Annotated in this window: 20 protein-coding genes; 9 read left to right on the forward strand and 11 right to left on the reverse strand. The window is 67.4% G+C overall.

Going from position 1 to position 19,088, the window contains the following annotated elements:
• Positions 1-712 (forward strand): cytochrome P450 (locus AUL36_RS14125; RefSeq protein WP_156418397.1); only part of this gene is annotated, 712 nt, incomplete at its 5' end.
• A 6-nt stretch (positions 713-718) separates the two neighbouring features.
• Here AUL36_RS14125 and AUL36_RS14130 read toward each other — a convergent pair.
• Both AUL36_RS14130 and cysK read right to left on the reverse strand, forming a co-directional pair.
• Entirely contained in the window at positions 719-1,660 is a 942-nt protein-coding gene (locus AUL36_RS14130; RefSeq protein ID WP_062221814.1) for a mechanosensitive ion channel family protein, read from the reverse strand.
• 176 nt (positions 1,661-1,836) lie between these two features.
• A complete protein-coding gene (gene cysK, locus AUL36_RS14135; protein WP_058633263.1) occupies positions 1,837-2,865 on the reverse strand; it encodes a cysteine synthase A in 1,029 nt (342 codons plus the stop codon).
• A 304-nt stretch (positions 2,866-3,169) separates the two neighbouring features.
• Between cysK and AUL36_RS14140 the strand changes: the two genes are divergently transcribed.
• A complete protein-coding gene (locus tag AUL36_RS14140) occupies positions 3,170-3,979 on the forward strand; it encodes a GGDEF domain-containing protein (protein WP_062221816.1) in 810 nt (269 codons plus the stop codon).
• A gap of 140 nt (positions 3,980-4,119) precedes the next feature.
• Here the strand turns inward: AUL36_RS14140 and AUL36_RS14145 are convergent, their stop codons facing one another.
• From AUL36_RS14145 to ubiE, 7 genes are all read right to left on the reverse strand, one after another.
• Positions 4,120-4,737 (reverse strand): LysE family translocator, encoded by a 618-nt coding sequence (locus AUL36_RS14145; RefSeq protein ID WP_062221818.1) that lies wholly within the window; start codon positions 4,735-4,737, stop codon positions 4,120-4,122.
• Positions 4,734-5,189, reverse strand: a complete 456-nt coding sequence (dut, locus tag AUL36_RS14150; protein WP_062221820.1) for a dUTP diphosphatase — start codon at positions 5,187-5,189, stop codon at positions 4,734-4,736. The genes AUL36_RS14145 and dut overlap by 4 nt, the downstream gene beginning before the upstream one ends.
• Positions 5,186-6,406, reverse strand: a complete 1,221-nt coding sequence (coaBC, locus tag AUL36_RS14155; RefSeq protein WP_062221822.1) for a bifunctional phosphopantothenoylcysteine decarboxylase/phosphopantothenate--cysteine ligase CoaBC — start codon at positions 6,404-6,406, stop codon at positions 5,186-5,188. The genes dut and coaBC overlap by 4 nt, the downstream gene beginning before the upstream one ends.
• Positions 6,403-6,804 (reverse strand): type II toxin-antitoxin system VapC family toxin, encoded by a 402-nt coding sequence (locus AUL36_RS14160; protein ID WP_244497130.1) that lies wholly within the window; start codon positions 6,802-6,804, stop codon positions 6,403-6,405. The genes coaBC and AUL36_RS14160 overlap by 4 nt, the downstream gene beginning before the upstream one ends.
• A gap of 2 nt (positions 6,805-6,806) precedes the next feature.
• Positions 6,807-7,064 carry a FitA-like ribbon-helix-helix domain-containing protein gene (locus tag AUL36_RS14165; protein WP_062221824.1) on the reverse strand — a complete coding sequence of 86 codons (258 nt, stop codon included), beginning with the start codon at positions 7,062-7,064 and terminating at the stop codon, positions 6,807-6,809.
• Positions 7,065-7,151: 87 nt separating this feature from the next.
• Complete coding sequence (gene ubiB, locus AUL36_RS14170; protein WP_082655855.1) at positions 7,152-8,738, reverse strand: 2-polyprenylphenol 6-hydroxylase; 1,587 nt, start codon at positions 8,736-8,738, stop codon at positions 7,152-7,154.
• 6 nt (positions 8,739-8,744) lie between these two features.
• Complete coding sequence (gene ubiE, locus AUL36_RS14175; protein ID WP_062221826.1) at positions 8,745-9,524, reverse strand: bifunctional demethylmenaquinone methyltransferase/2-methoxy-6-polyprenyl-1,4-benzoquinol methylase UbiE; 780 nt, start codon at positions 9,522-9,524, stop codon at positions 8,745-8,747.
• Positions 9,525-9,723: 199 nt separating this feature from the next.
• Between ubiE and mutM the strand changes: the two genes are divergently transcribed.
• The 5 genes from mutM (at position 9,724) to AUL36_RS14195 (ending at position 15,653) form a co-directional block, all read left to right on the forward strand.
• Positions 9,724-10,629 (forward strand): bifunctional DNA-formamidopyrimidine glycosylase/DNA-(apurinic or apyrimidinic site) lyase, encoded by a 906-nt coding sequence (gene mutM / locus AUL36_RS14180; RefSeq protein WP_062221828.1) that lies wholly within the window; start codon positions 9,724-9,726, stop codon positions 10,627-10,629.
• Positions 10,630-10,723: 94 nt separating this feature from the next.
• Positions 10,724-11,173 carry a GNAT family N-acetyltransferase gene (locus tag AUL36_RS23310; RefSeq protein ID WP_082655856.1) on the forward strand — a complete coding sequence of 150 codons (450 nt, stop codon included), beginning with the start codon at positions 10,724-10,726 and terminating at the stop codon, positions 11,171-11,173.
• Between the two features lie 141 nt (positions 11,174-11,314).
• A complete protein-coding gene (locus AUL36_RS14185) occupies positions 11,315-12,049 on the forward strand; it encodes an ABC transporter ATP-binding protein (protein WP_062221830.1) in 735 nt (244 codons plus the stop codon).
• Positions 12,046-14,583: an FtsX-like permease family protein gene (locus AUL36_RS14190; protein WP_062221832.1), complete on the forward strand. Its 2,538-nt coding sequence runs from the start codon at positions 12,046-12,048 to the stop codon at positions 14,581-14,583. Before AUL36_RS14185 ends, AUL36_RS14190 begins: the two co-directional genes overlap by 4 nt.
• The gene (locus AUL36_RS14195; protein WP_062221834.1) at positions 14,583-15,653 is read left to right on the forward strand and encodes a lipocalin-like domain-containing protein; all 1,071 of its coding nucleotides are present in this window, start codon (positions 14,583-14,585) and stop codon (positions 15,651-15,653) included. Before AUL36_RS14190 ends, AUL36_RS14195 begins: the two co-directional genes overlap by 1 nt.
• Here the strand turns inward: AUL36_RS14195 and AUL36_RS14200 are convergent.
• Positions 15,629-16,624, reverse strand: coding sequence for a ribonuclease Z (locus AUL36_RS14200; protein WP_062221836.1), 996 nt, complete (start codon positions 16,622-16,624; stop codon positions 15,629-15,631). The genes AUL36_RS14195 and AUL36_RS14200 overlap by 25 nt on opposite strands.
• 68 nt (positions 16,625-16,692) lie before the next feature.
• Here AUL36_RS14200 and AUL36_RS14205 point away from each other — a divergent pair, with 68 nt between their 5' ends.
• Together AUL36_RS14205 and AUL36_RS14210 are read left to right on the forward strand one after the other, a co-directional pair.
• The gene (locus AUL36_RS14205; RefSeq protein ID WP_156418398.1) at positions 16,693-16,884 is read left to right on the forward strand and encodes a hypothetical protein; all 192 of its coding nucleotides are present in this window, start codon (positions 16,693-16,695) and stop codon (positions 16,882-16,884) included.
• Positions 16,885-16,978: 94 nt separating this feature from the next.
• Complete coding sequence (locus AUL36_RS14210) at positions 16,979-18,070, forward strand: catalase family protein (protein ID WP_058633277.1); 1,092 nt, start codon at positions 16,979-16,981, stop codon at positions 18,068-18,070.
• 60 nt (positions 18,071-18,130) lie between these two features.
• Here AUL36_RS14210 and AUL36_RS14215 read toward each other — a convergent pair.
• Positions 18,131-19,088 (reverse strand): calcium-binding protein (locus tag AUL36_RS14215; RefSeq protein ID WP_062221841.1); only part of this gene is annotated, 958 nt, incomplete at its 5' end.

A 19,088-nucleotide genomic window follows, 5' to 3' on the forward strand; every position in this document is an offset into this window, starting at 1 on the left:
CGACACGGCCGAGCGCCGCCGCCGGCAGATGGCGAGCGATCCCGGCAGCGCCCCGCGCGATCTCCTGACCTTGCTTCTCGAATGCGAGGGGCTGACGCCCTCCGAAGTCGAGGACAATCTCATCACCTTTATCGGCGCGGGCCACGAGACCACCGCCCGCGCGCTCGGCTGGACGCTCTATCTTCTGTCGCAAGCGCCCGGCGAGCGCGAGAAGGTGGAGCGAGAGTTGGACGCGCTCCTGCCTGGCCTGACCGACCCGCTCGACTGGCTGGAGGCCCTGCCGCAGACACGCGCCGCCTTCGAGGAGGCGATGCGCCTCTACCCACCCGCCCCCTCGCTGAACCGCATGGCCCTGGAGGACGACCGGGTGGGCGATCTCGACGTGCCGGCCGGAGCTTCGGTTCTGGTGATGCCCTGGCTGATTCACCGGCACGAGCGTCTGTGGGAGCGGCCGGGCCATTTCCTGCCCGACCGGTTCCTGCCGGAAAACCGCGCCAAGCTCGACCGCTATCAATATCTCCCCTTCGGCGTCGGCCCGCGCGTGTGCATCGGCGCGTCCTTCTCCATGCAGGAAGGCGTGATCGCGCTGGCGAGCCTGATGCGCCATCTGCGCTTCGACTATGTCGGAACCCGCGCGCCTCATCCCGTGCAGAAGATCACGGTGCAGCCGCGCGGCGGATTGCCGATGCGAATATCGCGCCGCGCGGATTGAGGCCCGTCAGGGGGCCGTGACGACGCTTTGGCTCGGCGCGTCGGGCCTCTCGTTGACCAGCGTCCGGTTGGCTTCCGGCGCGTCGTCCGCGCCGAGATAGCGAGACGGGTCGCTGTCGCCCGGCACGATGCGCTGGATGGCGCGGGGCTCGCCATCGGCGCCGAAGCGCTCCACGAAGATGCGCCGGATCGCCTGTGCCGTGCGGCGCTGCGCCTCCGTGGTCGCGCCTTCCTTCACGACACCACGAAACACGATGACCTGCGTATCCGCCGTCAGCTGGTCCAGAAAGGCGACGGGTTCGGACAATTGCTCCTCGCCGGCGCTTTGGGGCCAGGCCGAGATCAGCGCCTCATGCGCGGCCTCGAAAGGCACCTGACGCGGAACCGTGATTTGCCACGCCAGAAGCCGGGAGGCCGCGCGCGAATGATTGCGCATCCAGACATTCCAGAGCGTGGAATTGGGCGCGAAGACGAAGAGCCCGTCGAAGGTTTCCAGGTGGCAGGTGAACAGGCCGATCTCATGCACCCTCCCGGCGAAATTCTGCGTCTCGATATAGTCGCCGACGCGGAACGGGCGCAGCCAGAGCAGCATGATGCCCGCCGCGATATTGGTGAGCGTTCCTTGCAGGGCGAGACCGACGGCGAGGCCGGCGGCGCCGAGCACGGCGAGCAGCGAGGTCATCTGCACGCCGATCTGCCCGAGCGCGATGATCAGCGCCATGACGATCACGACATAGCGCACCATGGCGACCAGCGGCCCGCGCACGGTCTCGTCGATGCGCGACAGGCCGAAGGCCCGGCCCACCAGCGCCGCCAGCCGGCCCGCAATGAAGAAGCCGATCACCATGACGAGGACGGCGACGAGAAGATTGGGCAGGAAGGTCGCGGCTTGGGCGGCGAGCGTGCGCAGGAAGGTCTGCGAGGATTCGATCGTATCTTGAAGCGGCATGGGGGCCTTGCGGTTGGCGGGCGCGAGGAATGCGGCGCGCCTGATCCATGAGCATGGCCCGATGAAGGGAGGACGCCGCGCGAGTCCTTCTCAAGAAAGGACAGACCGGCCGAAAGAAAAGGGGCCGCGCGGTGAAGCGGCGGCCCCTTTGGAGGGTTCGAGCGGAGGAAAGCGCCTCAGATCGAGGGCGCGCCCTTCGGCTTTTCCTTGGGCTCGTCCTCGGCCACCAGACCGTCGAACAGCGCGGTGGAAAGATAGCGCTCGGCAAAGGAGGGGATGATCACGACAAGGTTCTTGCCCGCGTTCTCCTCGCGCGCGCCGACCTTGGCCGCCGCCGCCAGCGCCGCGCCCGACGAAATGCCGACCGGCACGCCTTCCAGCCGCGCCACGAGGCGGGCCGTCTCGAAGGCTTCGTCGTTGGAGATGGCGACCACCTCGTCATAGATTTCGCGGTCAAGAATGGCCGGGGCGAAGCCTGCGCCGATGCCCTGGATCTTGTGCGGCCCCGGCGCGCCGCCGGACAGGACCGGCGAATTTTCCGGCTCGACGGCGACGACCTGAAGCCCCGGATTGCGGCTCTTCAGGACCTGCCCGACGCCCGTGATCGTGCCGCCCGTGCCGATGCCGGCGACGAAGAGATCGACCCGGCCGGCCGTGTCGTTCCAGATTTCCTCGGCCGTGGTGACGCGGTGGATCTGCGGGTTGGCGGGGTTCTCGAACTGCTGCGGGATCACGGAATTGGGGATTTCGGCCTTCAGCTCCTCGGCCTTGGCGATGGCCCCCTTCATGCCCTTGGCGCCTTCGGTCAGCACGAGTTCAGCCCCCAGAAGACGCAGCATCTTGCGCCGCTCGATCGACATGGTCTCTGGCATGGTCAGGATCAGCTGATAGCCCTTGGCGGCCGCCGCGAAGGCGAGTGCGATGCCCGTATTGCCGGAGGTCGGCTCGATCAGGGTGTTGCGGCCGGGCCGGATCGTGCCCTCGGCCTCCAGCGCCTCGAGCATGGCGACGCCGATCCGATCCTTCACCGAGGCGATCGGGTTGAAGAATTCGAGCTTGGCGAGGATCTTGGCCTTCACGCCCTTCTCGTGCGCGAACTTGTCGAGCCGCACGAGCGGCGTGTCGCCGATCGTATCGATGATGGAATCGTAGATGCGGCCCCGGCCATGGGTGCGGGCGGTCTGGTTGTTGGCGGGCGTGTCCATGACGGCGTGTCCTTCTGCCTTGGGCTTTATCGGGCCGCGCCTCGCGGGCGCGCTCGGAATCAATCTAGCGCGGAAGAGGGTCGTCTGGCGAACCCTCCCCACCCCGTTCCGGAGGCAGCGCGGCAAATTCATGCGCGGAACCATCAAGTCGTTGGAAATAAATTTCCTCTAGAATGAAAAACGCCGACGCGTAGGCGACAGGGCGAAGTGCACCGTCTTTAAGTCAAAACCTTCGCCTGGCATTCAGAAAGTCCTGCGAAAACAAGGGCACACTGACGGCAACACACCCTTTCGCCGGATCGCCATGCCCATCCAAACGCTCGAATCGCTCCGGATGCTTTGTCTGGAGCTCCTTGGACTGACCCTCACCATGGCCGGGGTCGTCGTGATCGCGACCTACTGGTACTTCGGCAGTTTCGCTCTTCCCGCCGCGCAAGGCGCGCTGGGCTTCACGCTTCTGATGCTGTTCGTCTCGGCGCTACCGCTGCAACTCTACGCGGCCACCCGCATCGTGGCGCTGCGCCGGCGCAACAAGCAACTGTTCCACATCGCCACGCGCGACGGCCTGACCAAGGTTCTGAACCGCGCCGCCTTCCAGAAATCGGTGGAACTGCGCATCGGGCCCGACAGCCGCCGCCGCGCCGAAGACGACGTGCCCCACACGCTGCTGGTTCTCGACGCCGACCATTTCAAGCGCATCAACGACCGGCTGGGCCATGGCACCGGCGACGAGGCGCTGTCCCTCATCGCCGCCACGCTGCGCATGAACGTGCGCAAGGACGATCTCGTCGGCCGGCTGGGCGGCGAGGAATTCGCCGTTCTCCTGCGCAATGCGGGCTACGAGGAAGCGATGATCGTCGCCGAGCGCCTGCGCTCGCGCATCAACATGCTGGAGGTCGGCCCGCGCCACCAGCGAACCCGGCTCTCCGTCTCGCTCGGCGGCATCTCGTTCAAGACCAAGGTCAGCTTCGAGGCGGCGTACAAGATCGCCGACACCAATCTCTACAAAGCTAAAACCTCAGGCCGAAACCGAGTCACCCTCTCCCAACTCGGCACCCTGCGCAGCGTCGGCGGGACGCATCACCAGATCGAGGCCAAGGCGCGGCGGGCCTGAGACGCCATCCCATCGGGGGAAGGCTGACCGTCGTCGCCTCCCGCATTCTGCCTGCGCTCGGGGGCTGGACAGGACCGGCCCCTCAGCGGGAACGAGCCTTGAGGCTCGCAAGCCTTAAAGCTCGGGACAGGGCGCAAGCGTCAGACCTTGCGCACCAAGCTCCAGATCGCCGCACCGCCGAGAATGAGGGCCGCGCTGCGGTTGAGGCGCGCGAGAATGGCGGGGCGGCGCAGGACATGGCGCGCCTTGGCGGCGAGCGCGGCATAGGGCGTCATGACCAGAAGCAGCACCAGCGTCGTCAGCGCCGCCAGAACGGCATAGTCGCCGACGGACACATGGCTGATATCCACCAGCGTCGGCAGAAGCGCCAGATAGAAGACGATGGTCTTGGGGTTGGCGAGCGTGACCGTCAGCCCGGCGATGAAACTGCCGAGCGGGCGCTCCTTCGCCATGGCCTCGACCTCGGCCGCGTTGCCGGCCGCGCGCCAAAGCTTCCAGGCAAGCCAGCCGAGATAAAGCGCCGCGACGACGCGCACCACAATGAAGACTTCGCCCAGCGCTTCGGCCACCAGCGCGAGGCCGAAGACAGCGGCAGTGAGAAAGGTGAGATCGCCGAGGATCAGCCCGAGTGTGAAGCCCATGGCCTGCCGGAAGCCGGCGCCGAGCGCGCGGGCGACGAGCGCCACCACGCCGGGGCCGGGAATGGCGGCGGCGAGCGCCAGGGTCAGCGCATAGGCGAGAAAACCGGCGGCGCTCATGCGCGCCCCGTGGAGCCGAAGCCGCCCGCTCCGCGCGCCGTTTCGCCGACGCTCTCGACCTCTGCGAAGCGCGCCTGGGGCGCGGGCGCGACGACGAGCTGCGCGATGCGCTCGCCGCGCATCACCGTGAAGGGTTCGGCGCTCAAGTTGACGAGGATCGCCATAACTTCCCCGCGATAGTCGCAATCCACCGTGCCGGGGGCGTTCAGCACCGTGACGCCATGGCGCGCGGCCAGCCCCGAGCGGGGGCGAACCTGAATCTCGAACCCTTCGGGAATGTCGAAGACGAGACCGCTCGGCACCAGCGCCCGGCCGAGCGGCGGGATGGTCAGATCCTCGCTCACGGCGGCGCGAAGATCCGCCCCGGCCGCGCCCGCGCTCGCATAGGCGGGAAGCTCCAGCCCTTCGGCATGGGGCAGGCGACGAATGCCGATGGTCGGGCCCTTGGTCACGAGGCGCTCTCCAGTTCCAGAAGCCGTCGTCCTATCTCGGCCGCCAGCCGGTCGGCAACATCCTCCTTTGGCAGATCAGGCCATTCCTCGACCCCGGCGCGGGACACGAGCTTCACGGCGTTGCGCGCACCGCCCATGACGCCGCCGCCCGACACGTCATTGGCGACGATGAGGTCGGCCCCCTTCGCCTCCAGCTTTCGGGCGGCGTTGGCGAGAAGATCGTTGGTCTCGGCCGCGAAACCAACGACAAGGCGTGGGCGGCGGGGGCCGGTGCCGACCGTGCGCAGGATGTCCGGGTTTTCCACGAGCGGCAGGGTCGGCGGCCCTTCGCCCGGGCGCTTCTTGATCTTCTCGCCCGCCTCGCTCGCCACGCGCCAGTCCGCCACGGCCGCGACGAAAACGGCGGCGTCCGCCGGCAGCGCGGCGTCCACGGCCGAGAGCATCTCGCGCGCCGTCTCGACATGGACGGTGCTGACACCCACGGGGTCGGGCAGCGTGACGGGGCCGGAGACGAGCGTCACGGTCGCGCCGAGCCGCGCGAGGCTGGCGGCGATCGCGTGCCCCTGCCGGCCGGAGGAGCGGTTGGCGATATAGCGCACGGGGTCGATCGGCTCATGCGTCGGGCCGGAGGTGACGAGAATATGCCGCCCCGCGAGCGGGCGATCTGGAGGTGAGAGAATTCGTTCGGCCGCCGCGACGATCTCCAGCGGCTCGGCCATGCGCCCTTCCCCCGCCTCGCCGCTCTCGGCCATCTCGCCCCGGTTGGGGCCGATTGTGTGCAGCCCGTCCGCCTTCAAGGTTTGAAGGCTGCGACGGGTCGCGGGATGCGCCCACATGGCCGGGTTCATGGCGGGGGCGATGAGCACGGGCGCATTGGTAGCCAGAAGAATGGCACCGGCCAGATCGTCCCCGATCCCGGCCGCCATCTTGCCCATGCGCGTGGCGCTGGCGGGCGCGAGGATCACCAGATCGGCCGAGCGCGCCAAGCGGATATGGCCGACATCATGCTCGTCGTCCCGGCTGAAGAGATCGTCATAGACCTTGGTGCCCGCCAGCGCGCCGAGCGACAGAGGCGTGACGAATTCCGCCGCCGCCTTCGTCATGACAGGCGTCACCTTGGCGCCGCGCTCGCGCAGGCGGCGCACGAGGTCGAGGCACTTATAGGCCGCGATGCCGCCGCCGACGATGAGAAGGATGCGCTTGTCGGCAAGAGTCATGGCGGGCTCGAAAGGGCGGAGCGGAGATCGGTGTGGATGAAGTCGTCGCCCTTGAAGAGCAGCGGCGCGTCGAGCGCGCGGGCGAGGGCATAGGAGAAGCAGTCGCCATAGTTCAGTTTGGCGGGATGGCCGGAGCCTCGGCCGAAGCGCCGATGGGCGTCCATGGCGATGTCCATCTGCCTTTGATCGAAGGGATAAAAGGCCACCCGCATCTCGGACAGAAGCCCCTCGACGAGGTGCATTCCCCGTTGGGCCCATTTCGCATGGGCTACTATGGCCAGTTCCAGTCGAGTGCCGGTGGACATGACCAGATCGTCATGGGTTCCGGCCACGCGGGCGAACAAGGGCGCTTCCGGCTCCGCCGCCAGGATCGCCACAACAGCCGACGTATCGACCACGATCACTCCGTACCGTCCGAAAGCGCGTCCGAAAAGGCCTTCAAATCGAAGGACGGCAAAGGGGGCTGGCCGAAGCTGAGGATGCGTGCGATCCGCGCTTCGCGTTCGCCATCGTTTTCCGGCAGGGGCAAAGCCTCCCTCGCCGCCTGCCGCAGGATGTCACGCACTTCGCTCTCCATGGAGACGCCACGTCGGGCCGCGCGCAGTCGCAGCGCGGCCTTCACGTCATCCTCGATATTGCGAACCGTCAAACTGCCCATCGCAACCTCCATCTCGCCCGGACGATAGAACCCGGACGAGATGATAGCAATGCAATCACTTCTGGCTGTTATGATCCATAACAGCCTCTACCCGAAGGTCAGCTGCCAGGCGATCACCACCAGCGCGACGGCCGAGGCGATCTGCGCGATATGGCTGATGATGAGGCCGGTACGTGATTCCTTGGCGAGTTCCATCAGGTCGTCGTCGTTGATGTGAATGCCGTTCTCGATGAGATCGGGCATGTTCTTGGCGAAGACCTCCAGGCCCGTCGCAAAATCCGGCAGGCGCTTGGCGATGCGGCCCAAGGCTTCCAGCCCCTCGCGAGCATCCCTGAGCTTCGCCGCCGGGCCGATTTCGGAGAGGATATAGTCCGAGACGACGGGCTCGGCCGCCTCCCACATGTTGAAGCGCGGATCGTAGGAGCGCGCGACGCCTTCCACCACGACCATGGTCTTCTGCAGCAGAACCAGCTCGGGCCGCGTGTGCATGTCGAACAGCTCCGTCACCTCGAACAGGAGGGTCAGGAGATGGGCCATGGAAATGGTTTCGGCCGGCTGGCCGTGAATCGGCTCGCCGATGGCGCGCAGCGCCTGTGCGAAACTCAGGACATCCTGGTTGCGCGGCACATAGCCGGCCTCGAAATGCACTTCGGCCACGCGGCGGTAATCGCGCCGGATGAAGCCGTAGAGGATTTCGGCGAGGAAACGACGCGAGTCGGCGGCCAGCCGGCCGACAATGCCGAGATCGACCGCGACGATGGTGCCATCAGGCGCGATGAAGAGATTGCCCGGATGCATGTCGGCATGGAAGAAGCCGTCGCGCATCGAGTGCCGCAGGAAGGACTGGATGAGGTTGACGCCGAGCTGCGGCAGGTCGTGGCCGGCGGCGCGCACGGCCTCGACATTGTTCATCTTGATGCCGTCCACCCATTCCATGGTGAGGACGTCGCGGCCCGTGCGCTCCCAGTCGATGCCCGGCACGCGAAAGCCGGGATCGTCCTTGATGTTGTCCGCCATTTCGGACGAGGCCGCCGCTTCCAGCCGTAGATCCATCTCGATGCGGGTGGACTGGGCGAGCGTCTGCACCACGGCGACGGGCCGCAGGCGGCGCGTCGATCGCACCACGGTTTCCAAAACTTTCGCGATGAAGGCGAAGGCTTCCAGCTCGCGCAGGAAGCGCTGGCGCACGCCCGGCCGGATGACCTTGACCGCGACGAAGCGCTCTTCGCCATCGCGCGTTCGCACCCGCGCCTTGTGGACCTGCGCGATGGAGGCCGCGCCCACGACTTCGCCGAATTCGAGGAAGAGATCGTCGATGCGCCGGCCGAGCGTCACCTCGATCGTCTCGATCGCGACCTCACGCGGATAGGGCGGCACCTTGTCCTGCAGGTGGCTGAGCTCGACGGCGATCTGCGTGCCCACGATGTCGGGGCGCGTCGCCAGGAACTGGCCGAGCTTCACATAAGAGGGGCCGAGGCGGTTCAGCGCGGCCGACAGGCGGTCCTTACGGGCCGCCTTCTTGGCCGAGCGGCGCGCCAGAAGCCCGGCCGCCTTGTGGGCGAGCGCGGCCATGGGCGGCAGGCCCTCGGCCGGCAGCGCGGAGAAGACGCCCTCGCGGGCCATGATATAGACCGCCCGGACGAGGGCGATCGTGCCGGTGACGGGATTGGCCACGGGCTCTTAAAGCTTCCAGCCGGAATGGATGGCCGCGATGCCGCCCGTCAGATTGCGATAGGTCACGCGGTCGAACCCGGCCTTGCGGATGGCGCTCGCGAAATTCACCTGATTGGGAAAGCGTCGGATGGATTCCACCAGATACTCGTAGGAGTCGCGATCCTTCGCCACCGCCTGCCCGATGGCGGGAATGGCCTTGAAGCTCCAGAGATCGTAGATCTTGTCGAGAACCGGAAGCTCGACTTCCGAGAATTCGAGGCACAGGAAGCGCCCGCCCGGCTTCAAGACGCGGTAGGCTTCCGACAGCGCCATATCGATGCGCGGCACGTTGCGGATGCCGAAGGCGATCGTATAGGCGTCGAAGCTCTCCGCCGGCAGCTTCAGGTCTTCGGCATTGCCTTCCACGAAGAGAAGATGCTCGTCGAGCCCCTTCTTGCGGGCGCGCTCGGCGCCCACCGCCAGCATCGAGCCGTTGATGTCGAGCACCGTGCCTTCGGCCTGCCGGTTGGAGGCTTCCACGATGCGCATGGCGACGTCGCCTGTGCCGCCCGCCACATCCAGAAAGCGCCAGCCCGGCCGCTTGGACGGGGCCACCATATTGACCAGCGCGTCCTTCCAGAGCCGATGCATCCCGCCCGACATGAGGTCGTTCATGATGTCGTAGCGCTCGGCCACGCGGTGGAACACCTCGTTGACGCGCGCCTGCTTCTCGTCCCGGCCGGAAACGGTCTCGAATCCGTAGGAGGTTTCCATGCTTTCCGCGGAACCGACTCGGGATTCAGACATCGTTCACCTCGTGCGTTGGACCTGGGCCGCAGCCGGCCTATAGGTGTGAGCGGCCAGCAGGCCAGTGTGTGCCGGTCTTAAACCAAGCGAACCGATAGCGCCATCGGCGCGGCGGCCGCCTGGAGGCTGTTCCTCGCTGACCCGACACAGGACTTGGCCAAGGTCCATAACAGCCTCCAGGAGACAACAGGTAGGTGCTATGCCCGAATTGCCAGAGGTGGAGACGGTTCGCCGGGGGCTTCAGCCCGTGATGGAGGGCGCTCTGGTGGAGCGCGTGGAACTGCGCCGGCCGGACCTGCGCTTTCCGCTCCCTGAGCACTTCGCCGAGCGCGTGGAAGGGCGGCGCGTCGAGGCCCTGTCGCGCCGGGCGAAATATCTCCTGGCCGATCTCGAAGGCGATCTCGTGCTCGCCATGCATCTGGGCATGTCCGGCTCCTTCCGCATCGAGACGGCGGGCGGCGCGCCCAGCGAACCTGTCGCGGGTGCGGCCTTTCACCTCGCCCGCTCGGAAGACAAGCTGCACGATCACGTGCTCTTCCATATCCAGCGCCCCGACGGCACGCCCGCGCGCATCGTCTTCAACGATCCCAGACGCTTCGGCTACATGACGCTGTTTCCGCGCGCGGAGATGGCCGACCATCCGCATTTTCGCGCGCTGGGGCTGGAGCCGACCGGCAACACGCTGTCGGGCGCCGATCTCGCCCCGCGCTTTCGCGGCAAGGCCGCGCCGCTGAAGGCCGCGCTTCTCGACCAGACCATCATCGCGGGGCTCGGCAATATCTATGTCTGCGAAGCGCTCTGGCGCGCGCGCCTGTCGCCCCGGCGCGAGGCGGGCTCGCTGGTGAAGAAGGACGGCACGGCGACGCAGCGGCTCGACACGCTCGCCCTTCACATTCGCGAGACCATCGCCGACGCGATCGAGGCCGGCGGCTCGACCTTGCGCGACTACCGGCAAGCCGATGGAAGCCTCGGCTACTTCCAGCATCGCTTCAACGTCTACGACCGCGAAGGCGAGCCCTGCCGGCATGAAGGCTGCCGGGGCGTCGTCCAACGGATCGTCCAGTCCGGCCGCTCCACCTTCTTCTGCCCGGTCTGCCAGCGGTGAGTGGAGGCTTTGTCGCTTGGGATTCAGCGTGAGCTGCCAACATATCCCTCGCGTCGGAAGCGAACGCACGACCTACGTTCCGGAGTAAAGACACATGCCCGAGCCTTTCATTCGTCCTGCACGAACGGCCGATCTCGATGCGGTTCTAAATCTTTACGGCCATTTGCACCCTGATGAGCCATCGCCTGATCCGGCAACCGCAGAGACAGCTTGGTCAGCCATTCTTTCATCGGGCCTCATCATTCCCTTCGTCGCGGATATTGAGGGAGCGCTGGTCTCGACTTGCACGCTTGCGATCATCCCCAATCTATCCCGTGGAGCACGATCTTATGGGGTCATCGAGAACGTCGTTACCCATGCGGATTACCGCAGGACAGGACTAGGGCGAGCGGTTCTTCATGCGGCGATCGACCGGGCATGGAGCGCCAACTGCTACAAGATCTTGCTCGCGACGGGATCGAAGAGGGAAGCAACCTTGCGCTTCTATGAAGCTGCGGGCTTCCAGAGAGGAGGGAAAACATACTTCGAAATCCGCCGATCTTAAATCCCGCTCGCATCGGAAGTAGCGGACGCGGCTATGGCTAATCCTTAGGACTGCCCCCCCGGGTCGCCCTGTCGCGCCCCCCTGTGCGACGCCTCCCGACGGCCTACGATCCCCCATAGCGAACAGATACGAGGCGAGAGCTTGGACGAGACCCGAACGCGCGCCCTAGAGGCACAGACGTCAAGCGGCAGCGAGGCGGCCCTCTCCGTGCGCAGCCTGTCGAAATCCGTGGGCGCGGATCGCCAGCTCTTTTCCGGGCTGGACCTCGATGTGAAGGCCGGCGAACTCGTCGCGATCGTCGGCGAGTCGGGTGTCGGCAAGTCGACGCTTCTCAATATCCTCGCCGGGCTGGACGAGCCGGATGCCGGCGAGGTGCGGATCGAGACCACAGCGCTCGGCGCATTGGACGAGACGGCGCGCACCAAGCTGCGGCGCGAGCGCATCGGCTTCGTGTTCCAGGCCTTTCACATCCTCCCCTATCTCACGCTGCGCCAGAACGTCGCCCTGCCGCTGGCCCTCGTCTCGAATGAGCGCGCCACCTTGTCGAACCGGGCCGACGCCATGCTGGAGGCGGTCGGGCTGGACTCGCGCGGCGGCGATTATGCACGCGACCTGTCGGGCGGCGAGATGCAGCGCGTCGCCATCGCCCGCGCCCTGATCCACCGGCCCGCGCTGATCCTCGCCGACGAGCCGACCGGCAATCTCGACCCCGAAACGGCCGGGCGCATTCTCGCGCTCTTTGCCGAGCGCGTGCGCGCCGGGGGCGGACAGACCCGGCGCTCGGCCGCCGTGATCGTCACCCATAGCCGCGCGACGGCCGAAATCGCGGACCGCGTTCTGGTGCTGACGCGCACTGGGCTGAGGTCACTGGCGTGAGCGGCGCGCGCTCCGATCTCATCGAGGCCCGGCTGGCGCTCGGTTGGCTCATTGGGGGCGAATGGCGCGCCCACCCCGCGCGCTTTCTGGCGACCGCCCTGGCCATCGCAGTCGGCGTCGCCTTGGGTTTCGCGGTCCATCTTGTCAACGGTTCGGCGCTCAGCGCCTTTGGCGGCGCGGTGCGGGCCGTGGGCGGGGCGGCCGATCTGTCCATCCGCGCCTCGGCCCCGCTCGGCTTCGACGAGGGGCTCTATGGCGCGGCGGCGCGGGCGGAGGGCGTGCGGGATGCCAGCCCCGTCGTCAGCCTCGACGCGCGCGGCGAGCGCGGGCGCATCACGCTTCTCGGCCTCGATGTGATCCGCGCGGCGCGCGTGACGCCCAGCCTGATCGGCTTGGCACCACGTGGGCCCGACACGACCAACAACGACGTGTTCGATCCCGATGCGCTCTTTCTCTCCCGCGCCGCGCAAGCCGCGCTGGGCGTCCAGGTCGGCGAGACGCTGTCGCTGACGGCCAACGGCAGGAGCGCGCGCTTTCGCGTGGCGGGCTCGCTGCCCGGCGTGCCGGACGGGCAGGCCATCGGCGTCATCGACATCGCGAGCGCGCAATGGCGCTTCGACCGGCTGGGACGGCTCGATCGGATCGACCTGTCGCTGGCGGACCGCACGGCGGCGGAAGCGGCGCTGCGCCCTCTCCTGCCGGCCGGCGCCACGCTCGCCAGCACCGAAACCGAGGAGGCGCAGGGCAGCGCCCTGTCGCGGGCCTACCGCGTCAATCTGGACATGCTGGCGCTGGTGGCATTGCTGACGGGCGGCTTTCTCGTCTTTTCCGCGCAGTCGCTCTCCGTCGCGCGCCGGCTGCGCGCCTTCGCGCTGGTGCGCACGCTCGGCCTGCCCCGGCGCGGCGTCGTGGCGGCGGTGGCGCTCGAAGGGCTGCTGATCGGGCTGATCGGCGCGTCCGCCGGGCTTCTCGCCGGCTACGGGCTGGCGAGCCTCGCGCTTCGCTGGTTCGGCGGCGATCTGGGCGCGGGCTATTTTCGCGGCGCGGCGGCGGGCATCGTGTTCCAGCCGCTGGCCGCGCTTGCCTTCTTCGCGCTCGGCTTGGCGGCGGCGCTGGCCGGCAGCATTCTGCCGGCGCGCGCGGCCTCGCGCGCAGCGCCCGCCGCCGCGCTGAAGAACAGCGGCGACCTTCTCGACCCGCGCAAGCCCGTGCCCTGGAAGCCGGCCGCCTTGCTGCTTCTGGCAGGCGTCGGCGCGGCGCTTCTGCCGGCCGTCGCCAACCTGCCCGTCTTCGGCTTTGTCGGCATGGCCCTGATGCTGGCGGGCGGGGTCGCCGGCGTGCCCTTCCTGTCGCGCCAGCTTCTTCTGCCGCTTGTCCGGCGCGACGGCGGCTCCGTGCCCGGCCAACTCGCCACGCGCCATCTCCACGGCGCGCCCGGTCAGGCGGCCACCGCCCTCTGCGGCATCGTCGCGTCGACGGCGCTGATGATCGCCATGGCGACCATGGTCACAAGCTTTCGCGGCGCGGTGGACGAATGGCTGGGGCAGGTTCTCTCAGCCGATCTTTACCTGCGCGCGCAGGCGAGCGCGGGCTTCGACCCGCCGACGCGGGACGCGCTTCTCGCCGTTCCCGGCGTCGGTACCATCGCCTTCAGCCGGCAGTTCCCCCTCGTGATCGAGCCCGACCGACCGCCCGTCACGCTGATTGCCCGGCCGGTGGACCCGGCGCGGCCGAACGGGCTGCTGACGCTTCTGGGCGAGCCGGTCCAACCCAAAGAGGGTACGATCGCCGCCTATGTCTCCGAGCCGGCATCGCGTCTCTATGGCTGGAAGCCGGGCGACGCGATTTCGCTGCCGATCGGCCAGGGCACGGAGCGCTTCACCGTCGCCGGCATCTGGCGCGACTATGCGAGGCAGGCCGGGGCCGTGGTCCTGCCCGAAGCGGATTACGAGCGCCTGACGGGAGACCGGGGCCGCGACGAGGCCATGGTGACGCTGAACCCGGGTGCGGACGAGCGCGCCGTGCAGGCCGCCCTGATCGCCGCCCTGCCCGAGGCGGTGCGCGGCGCGGTGGATGTCTCGCGCCCCGCCGAGCTTCGGCGCTTCGCGCTCGAGCTTTTCGACCGCTCCTTCGCCGTCACCTATGTTCTGGAAGGCGTTGCCATTCTCGTCGGCTTGGCGGGCGTCGCCGCCACCGTTTCGGCGCAGACGCTGGCGCGCTCGCGCGAGTTCGGCATGCTCCGCCATCTCGGCCTGACCAAGGGCCAGATTCTCTCCATGCTGGCGCGCGAAGGCGCGCTGCTCGGGCTCGTCGGTGGCATTGCCGGCGTGCTGCTCGGCCTCGCGCTGGCGCAGGTTCTGATCCATGTCATCAACCCGCAATCCTTCAACTGGACCATGACGACACGTCTGCCCATCGGCACGATCCCGGCCGTGGTGGCCGCCCTGGTGCTGGCGGCGGCGGGCACGGCGCTTCTCGCCGGGCGGCGGGCGACGCATCGAAGCGCCGTTCTGGCCGTGCGGGAGGATTGGTGATGCGGCGGTTTCTGGCCTGTTTCCTCGCCCTTGCCACCTTCGTCGCCCCCGTGCGCGCGGCAGAGATCAGCTATCCGCCCGTCGTGCCCGGCGCGGCGCTCGCCTTCCCGCGCGATCACGGCGCCCATCCCGATTTCCGCACGGAATGGTGGTATGTGACCGGCTGGCTGAAGACGGCGGAGGGCCGTGACCTCGGCTTTCAGGTGACCTTCTTCCGCACGCGGCCCCAAGTGGACCCGGCCAATCCCAGCCGATTTGCTCCCGCGCAGGTCCTCTTCGCCCATGCCGGCCTGTCCGACCCCGCGCTCGGCCGCCTTCTCCATGGCGAACGCGCGGCCCGCGCCGGTTTCGGCCTTGCGGAGGCGGCGGAAACGGACGCCGACGTCACGCTTCAGGACTGGCGCTTCCAGCGCGAGGCGGACGGGCGCTTCACGACGGAGGTCTCGACGGGCGAGTTCGCTCTCGACCTCGCCTTCCAGCCGACGCAGCCGATCCTCCTTCAGGGCGAGGAGGGCTACAGTCAGAAGGGGCCGAACCCGGCTGAGGCCAGCTACTATTACTCCATGCCGCATCTCGCTGTGACCGGCACGGTCACGCGCGAGGGCAAGAGCGAGACGGTGACGGGCGAGGCCTGGCTCGACCGCGAATGGTCCTCGACGCTTCTCTCGACCGAGGCATCCGGCTGGGACTGGACGGGGCTCAATCTCGACGATGGCGGCGCGCTCGTCGCCTTCCGCATTCGCGGGCGGGACGGCGGCACGATCTATGCCGGCGGTTCCTATCGCCGCGCGGACGGCACGATCACGCGATTCCGGCCGGAAGACGTGAGCCTGGAGCCGCTCCAGACCTGGCGCTCGCCGCGCACCGATGCGGTCTATCCCGTGGAGCAGCGCCTGACGCTGCGCCTGCCCGAGGGCGAGCGGAGCTTCCATCTGAAGCCGCTCTTTCCCGATCAGGAATTGGACGGGCGCTCGGGCGGATTGCCGGTCTATTGGGAAGGCGCGGTCTCGGCCCCCGGCGCGCGCGGCTATCTCGAACTCACCGGCTACGCCTCGCCGCTGCGCCTATAGGCGGCCTCGAACTCGGCGGTCAGTTCCTCCTCCCGCGTCTCGTAGCGGGGCGAGAAATGATGCGGCACGGCGCGCCGCGCCCCGGCCTCGCGCGCGAGGCTGCCGGCCTGCGCGGCGGTCAGATGCTGCCGGCCGTTGGCGATTTCGCGATCGGCGTCGAGAAAGCCGGCTTCGATGAAGAGCGTGTCGGCGTCCTGGGCAATAGTGCGGATGCGCTGGCGGTTGGCCTCGATCCATCCGGCATCGGTGACATAGGCGATGCGCTGGCCATCGGCCGTCTGCAGCGCGCCGGCCTGAACGAGGGTCTCCAGCGACAGCGTTTGCCCGTCCGGCCCCTCCACCGCCCCGCTCTCGCCGGCCCGCAACCTCTCCTTGGCGCGGGAAAGCCAGGGGCCAACGGCCAGCCCCATCTCGTCCAGTTGGACCTTGTGGACATTCACTCGCAGGCGCTCCTGCAAGGCGAAGGCGAGCGAGGGAATGCCATGGTCGAGTTCCACGGCTTCGACCACCAGCCCCGCCTCCTGCCAGACGAGACCGGTCGGCAGATCGGGCAGCGTGGACGCACGCCCCACAAAACCATCCCGCGCGCGAAACAGGGCAGTCGCGACGAAGCCGCCCTCGCGCCAGTCCAGCGCCTCCAGCGCGAAATCCGGCGAGGTGTCGCCGAGGAGGTTCCAGCGATAGGCCGCGAGCTTGTGCGCCACTGCCTCTCCCAAGCCCGGTGGCCCGACGAGACGGACAACGCCGGGCGTATTAAGCCGCAGGCGCAAGAGGCGATCGAAGCCGGCAAAGTGATCCATGTGGAGATGCGACACGAAGACATGCGTGATCCGGCCGACCTCGCGCGGCGACAGCGCGTGGATGTCTCCGAGATCGAACAACATCGCCCGCCGCCCGAAGGCGAAGTCGAGATAGAGCGTGGAGTCGCCCGAAGGTCCGTTCACGAGACGGGGCTGAACCAAAGCGACCATGGAGCCTTTTCCTTCTCGACCCCGGCGGCGCCCGCCGCCCGACGCCTTACGAACCAATGGAGTTCATCATGGCTGAACGCCGAACCCTCGCCGGATTTGCCAGCGAAAGCGACGATGGCAGCTTCGTGATCCATATCGTGGATGACCGCGACGAAGTGTTCGAAATCCGCGCCAGCCGCGAGAATGTGGAACTCATGGTCGCCAATCTCCAGGCGGTTCTGGGCGGCGGTTCGGGCGAAGCGAACCACGCCAAGGGCTGATATTCGACTAAACGAACCTTTCGCGCGCGATGGAACTCTTTTGTCGATGGCTTGGTTAGCCGCCCATGTTCCAGACTCCCAGAAGGGCCTCGCCATGACCAACGCCCCCATTCGCTATTCGCCCGATGTGGAAGACATTCAGCCGGACGAAGCGGAGACCGCTCAGGGTCTGAACGAGACCTTCGATACGATCCTCGAAACCACGGCGCATGATTATGGCCACGCCGTGCGCTCGGTTCATGCCAAGGCGCATGGCATTCTGGAAGCGACGCTGCGCGTCCATGACGGCCTGCCGCCGGAACTCGCGCAAGGGCTCTTCGCCCAACCGGCCACGCACAAGGCCTATCTTCGGCTGTCCACCAATGCCGGCGACATCCTGCCCGACGCGATCTCGCTGCCGCGCGGTCTGGCCCTGAAAATTCTCGACGTCGAAGGCGAGCGCCTGCCCGGAGCCGAGGGCAAGACGCAGGATTTCATCATGGTCAACGGCCCGGTCTTCCAAGCCAAGACGGCCGACCAGTTTCTCGGCAATCTCAAGCTTCTGGCCAAGACGACCGACAAGCTGGAGGGCACGAAGACGGTGATGTCGTCCGTTCTGCGCGGCGTCAACAAGGCCTTGGAAGCGGTCGGCGTCGAAAGCCCGGCGATCCAGTCGCTCGGCGGCGCGCCCAATGTCGATCCGCTGGGGCAGACCTATTACAGCGTCACGCCGTTCCTTTATGGAGATTATATCGCCAAGTTCAGCCTCGTGCCGGTCGCGCCCGACTTGACCGAGCTGGAGACCCGCGAGATCGACGCCTCCGGCCGGCCGGACGCCATCCGCGAAACCGTTCAGGCGGAAATGCGCGATCGCATGGGCGTGTGGGAGTTGCGCGTTCAGCTCTGCCGCGATCTCGCCAAGCAGCCGGTGGAGGATCCGACCGTCGAATGGAAGGAAGACGAGGCTCCGTTCCAGACCGTCGCCACGCTCACGGCCGAGCCGCAGGACAGCTGGGACGAGGACCGTGTTCGCGCCGTGGACGAGGAAATGCGCTTCAGCGTCTGGACCGGCCTTGCCGCCCACCGCCCGCTCGGCAACATCAACCGCGCCCGCCGCACGGCCTATCAGCACTCCGCCGACTTCCGCGCTCGCTTCAACCGCTGCCCGCTGCACGAGCCGGCCGCCAAGGGTCTGGCGGCGGAGTAGGCGAGGCTCAGTTTCGGATGGGGCGCCGGACGATCCGGCGCCCCATCGTCGGTTCGTCCGTTACAACTCGCCGAAGGTCACGTCGCTCGCCGTCAGACCCGTATTCCCCAGAATGCGGATTTCGTCGTTGATCGAACCATCCGCACTGCTGACGACATAGGTGTCGCTCTGCCCCAGTTGCGAGAAGCGCGCGTCCCGCCCGTAGCCGACGAAGAGCAGCTTGTCGCCGTAACCGGACGCGCCTAACCAGGGCCGCTGGAAATCCAGAACCCAGTCGCCATTCGCCTCCCCGGCGGCAAACCGAAACGTGTCATTGCCCAAGCCGCCCATCAGCATATCGGCTCCCGCACCGCCATCGATCAGGTTCGCCCCCATATTGCCGAAAATCCGGTTGGCCTGCGCATTGCCGGTTCCGTTGATGTCCGACATGCCGGTCAGCTGAAGATCCTCGACATTCTCGCCGAGCTTGAAGCTGACGAAGGAATGGACGAGATCGGTCCCACCCCCCGCCTTCTCGATCACGCGGTCGCCGAGATTATCGACGTAATAGACGTCGTTTCCGGCGCCACCGTCCATCGTATCGGCGCCGAGCCCGCCGTCGAGAACATTGGCTCCCGAATTGCCGCCCATGATGTTGTTGAGTTCGTTTCCGGTAGCAGAGACATTCCCTTTGCCGACCATCTGAAGATGCTCGACATTCGCCGAGAGCTTGTAGTCGACCGAGGTGATCACGCGGTCGCGGCTGCCCTCCCCCACCGCCTCGACGACGACATCCAGCACCGAGTCCACGATGTAGTCGTCATTGCCAAGCCCGCCGATCATCGTGTCGGCGCCGCCTCTGCCGTCGAGACTGTCATTGCCGGAGCCGCCTTGAAGCTCGTCATTGCCGCCCGCGCCCGTCAGCTTGTCGTCGCCCGCGCCACCTTTGAGCACCCAGCCGTCCGAACTCGTTGCCGTCAGCTGGTCGTTGCCGTCCGTTCCCGTCAGCAGCTGGCCCGTTCCGCGCAGGACGTCTGTG

It is taken from the genome of Aureimonas sp. D3, from assembly GCF_001463805.1.
Lineage (GTDB): Bacteria > Pseudomonadota > Alphaproteobacteria > Rhizobiales > Rhizobiaceae > Aureimonas > Aureimonas ureilytica_A.